Source organism: Cyanobium sp. LEGE 06143, assembly GCF_015207535.1.
Classification (GTDB): Bacteria; Cyanobacteriota; Cyanobacteriia; order PCC-6307; family Cyanobiaceae; genus NIES-981.
Genome location: NZ_JADEWP010000223.1, coordinates 1 through 3,506, shown reverse-complemented (window position 1 = coordinate 3,506; position 3,506 = coordinate 1). Strand labels below are relative to the sequence as shown.

The window sequence follows — 3,506 nt, the reverse complement described above, 5'->3', positions numbered from 1 at the left end:
TATGAATAAGAGACAGCTGGTCGCCCGTGCGGTCGGCGCTCTGGGCGGCCCGCTTGAGCACCACGGCCGCGAGGGGATCGCGGCCCCAGCCCTGGTTGCGCAGCAGCTTGGCGATCCGTTGCGGGTCGCCGGCCTGGCCATCTCCGGCTGGCTTGGCGTCGGTGCGGCCCGCCCCGCTGCCACGGCTGGCCTCCTGGCGCTGCTCCTCGGCAGCCACCAGCAGCAGCGCCGCTTCGCGGCGACGCACCGGATCGGGCTCAAACCGCCGCTGGGCCTCCAGGGCCGCCGCCGGGGCGAGGGGATCGGGCCAGGCCCGCTGCTGCAACAGCTGCCGCCCGAGCACCAGGGCTGCGCCGCTGCCCAGACAGGTGAGCGAGAGCAGCAGAGCGAGGGATCGCAAGAGCGCGGCGGCGAGTGCAGGGCATTCTGGAGAGCAGTGACGCGGGCGCTCCGGTGCGGTTGCCTTCCCTGCCCCCCCTGCTCTCGACCCTGCCGGGGGCGGGCCAGCGGTTGCGGACCCTGAGGGTGTGGGCCCTGGCTGGGGGCGTGCTGTTGCTGCGGCCCTTCTGGCCGCTCAGCCTGCTGCCTGGCTGGGTGGTGGGGCTGCTCCTGCTCTGGGCCGTGCTGGAGCTGCAGCGCTGGATCTGGTGGCCGCGGCGCTGGCGCTGAGCGGCATCGGCCTCCCCCTGGGCTGCACGTAGCCTGCGGCGAATCGATGCGTTGCGATGGCCGACACGGCTCCCCATCCGCTGGGTCAACCCCTTGGCGACGCGGTGGCCGGATTCGGCACGGACGGCATCCGAGGCCATGTCGGCACCCTGGTGACACCGGCTCTGGCCCTGCAGCTGGGCTACTGGGCCGGCCAGGTTCTTCCCCCTGAAGGGCCGGTGGTGATCGGCATGGACAGCCGCCGCAGCGGGCCGATGCTCACGGCGGCCCTCACCGCTGGCCTCACCGCCGCCGGTCGCACTGTCTGGCAGCTTGGCCTCTGCCCCACACCGGCGGTGCCCGGGGAGATCCGTCGGGCCGGTGCCGCCGGCGGGGTGATGGTGTCAGCCAGCCATAACCCTCCCCACGACAACGGCATCAAGTTGTTTGGAGCCTCAGGCGCCAAGATCAGCGCTGCCCAGCAGAGCGCCATCGAGGCTGGCCTGGCGGGCGAAGCCCCGCCGGTCGGCTTCAGCGGCAGCGGCACCGTTCTGCAGCGGGCCGACCTGATGGCCGACTACCGCCAGAGCCTGCTGGACAGCGTGGAGGGCCGCCGGCTGGATGGCTGCCGGATCGTGCTCGATCTCTGCCATGGCTCGGCCACCGCCTGTGGCGAGGACGTGTTTCGGGCCCTGGGCGCCGAGGTCACCGTGCTGCACGGCGAGCCCGATGGCTCCAGGATCAACGTGAACTGCGGCAGCACCCACCTCGAGCCGCTGCGCCAGGCGGTGCTGGCCCAGGGCGCCTCCATGGGCTTCGGGTTCGATGGCGACGCCGACCGCATGCTTGCCGTTGACGGCCGCGGCCGCACCGTGGATGGTGATCAGGTTCTCTACCTGTGGGGCTCGGCCCTGCTGGGCAACGGCCTGCTGCCGCAGCAGCGGATCGTCGCCACGGTGATGTCCAACCTGGGCTTCGAGAGGGCCTGGCAGGCCAAGGGCGGCGTGCTGGAGCGCACCCCCGTGGGCGATCAGCACGTGCACCGGGCGATGGAGGAGCTCGGGGCAGGGCTGGGCGGTGAGCAGTCTGGTCACATCCTCTCGGCCCGCCACGGCATGAGCGGCGACGGCCTGCTCACCGCCCTGCAGGTGGCCACCCTTCTGCACGGCGAGGGCCGCAGCCTGGCGGACTGGCTCGACGCCAGTTTTCAGCCCTATCCCCAGCGGCTGGTCAACGTGACCGTGCCGGATCGCCGCCGCCGCCAGCAGTGGCAGCTGTGCGAACCGCTGCGCCAGGCCGTGGAGCAGGCGGAGAGTGCCATGGCCGGCCATGGCCGGGTGCTGGTGCGCGCCAGTGGCACTGAGCCCCTGCTCAGGGTGATGGTGGAGGCCTCCGAGCCCGCCGCGGTGGCCCATTGGGCCGAGCGGCTGGCGGGCCTCGCCGCCCAGCACCTCAACCCGGCCTAGCCCCCGCTGCCACCAGCCGGCTGGATGGCCCGCTCAGAGCAGCCGTGAGCCGCTGGCCCGGCGGCTTTGCTGCGGATCGAATACGGCGGCGATGGTGCGGATCAACCAGCGGCCCTGGGTCGTCACCTGCGCCTGGCCGCGGCCGCCGCTCTGCTGCAGCTGCACCAGACCATCCCGCTCCAGGGCCTGCAGCCGCTGCCATTCGGCGCCGAAGCGCTGCAGATCCATCTCCACCGCGAAGCAGCACATCACCTGGCGGATCAGCTCGCGCCGCTCCAGCACCTCCGGCTCCCGTACCTCCAGACCCCGCTCCACCGGCAGCCGGCCCTGCTCCAGGGCCGCCGCCCACTGCTTGAGATCGCGCAGGTTCTGGGAGAACAGATGGGGGAACTGGCTGATGGCCGTGGGTCCCACCCCCAGCAGCTCCAGTTCGCCGCCGGTGGTGTAGCCCTGGAAGTTGCGATGCAGGCGGCCCTGCCGCGCAGCCCGGGCCAGGCTGTCGCCGGCCAGGGCGTAGTGGTCCATGCCGATCGCCTCGTAGCCGCTGCCGCCGAGCTGCTGCTGGGCGTCTTCGAGCATGGTGATCCGATCGCGGGCCGTGGGCAGATCGGCCGCGGCAATCCTGCGCTGCAGCGGCAGCTGCTGGGGCAGATAGGCGAAGGAGAACAGCGAGATGCGATCCGGATGCAGCTCCTGCACGAGGTCCAGGGTGTGGCGGAAGCGCTCGGGGGTCTGCAGCGGCAGGCCACAGATCAGATCCACATTCACGCTGGCGAAGGCGGCCTCCCGCAGCCAGCCCATCACCCGGCGCAGCTGCTCCACCGGCACCACCCGGTTCACCGCCTGCTGCACGCGGGGGTCGGCATCCTGGATGCCGAAGCTGAGGCGGTTGAAGCCCAGCTGCCGCAGCTGCAGCACGGCATCGCGGCTGAGGAATTCGGGGTTCACCTCGATGGAGGCCTCCAGCTCCGGCTCCAGATCGAAGTGCTGCGCGATCAGGGCCCACAGCTGGGCCGTTTCCTGGGAGTTGAGGTAGTTGGGTGTGCCGCCCCCCCAGTGCAGCTGGGCCAGCCGCCGCCGCTGGGGCAGCACGGCGCTGATCAGCTCCAGCTCCCGGGCCAGGGAGGCCAGGTAGKGCTCCACCACCCTGGAGCCCAGCTGGGTGGTGACCCGGTTGCAGCCGCAGTACCAGCAGGCAKGGCGGCAGAAGGGCACGTGCACATACAGCGACAGCGGTGCCCCGCTGGGCTGGGCCAACTGGGCCTTGAGCTCGCCCTCCCCGACGGCGCCGCTGAAGGCTGCTGCCGTGGGGTAGCTCGTGTAGCGCGGCACGGGCTGGTCGTACTTGAGCAGCAGCTCAACCGGGCTGAGCGGGGAGGCGACGGGTGGCAT

At 71.8% G+C, this 3,506-nt stretch carries 3 protein-coding genes and 1 pseudogene; 2 read left to right on the top strand and 2 right to left on the bottom strand.

Annotated features, from left to right (window positions below; translation table 11 throughout):
• A pseudogene (locus IQ216_RS12640) lies at positions 1 to 400 on the bottom strand (hypothetical protein); the annotation flags it as partial.
• A 53-nt stretch (positions 401 to 453) separates the two neighbouring features.
• Here IQ216_RS12640 and IQ216_RS12635 point away from each other — a divergent pair.
• Positions 454 to 669 carry a hypothetical protein gene (locus IQ216_RS12635; protein WP_186697372.1) on the top strand — a complete coding sequence of 72 codons (216 nt, stop codon included), beginning with the start codon at positions 454 to 456 and terminating at the stop codon, positions 667 to 669.
• A 56-nt stretch (positions 670 to 725) separates the two neighbouring features.
• A complete protein-coding gene (gene glmM / locus IQ216_RS12630) occupies positions 726 to 2,114 on the top strand; it encodes a phosphoglucosamine mutase (protein WP_193815759.1) in 1,389 nt (462 codons plus the stop codon).
• Between the two features lie 33 nt (positions 2,115 to 2,147).
• On the opposite strand, the gene hemN is transcribed toward glmM, so the two are convergent.
• The coding region (gene hemN / locus IQ216_RS12625; RefSeq protein WP_193815758.1) for an oxygen-independent coproporphyrinogen III oxidase at positions 2,148 to 3,506 on the bottom strand (1,359 nt) is incomplete at its 5' end.

Excerpts from the sequence above, each read along its gene's own strand:
- glmM (WP_193815759.1), top strand. The coding sequence starts at position 726 with ATGGCCGACACGGCTCCCCATCCGCTGGGTCAACCCCTTGGCGACGCG.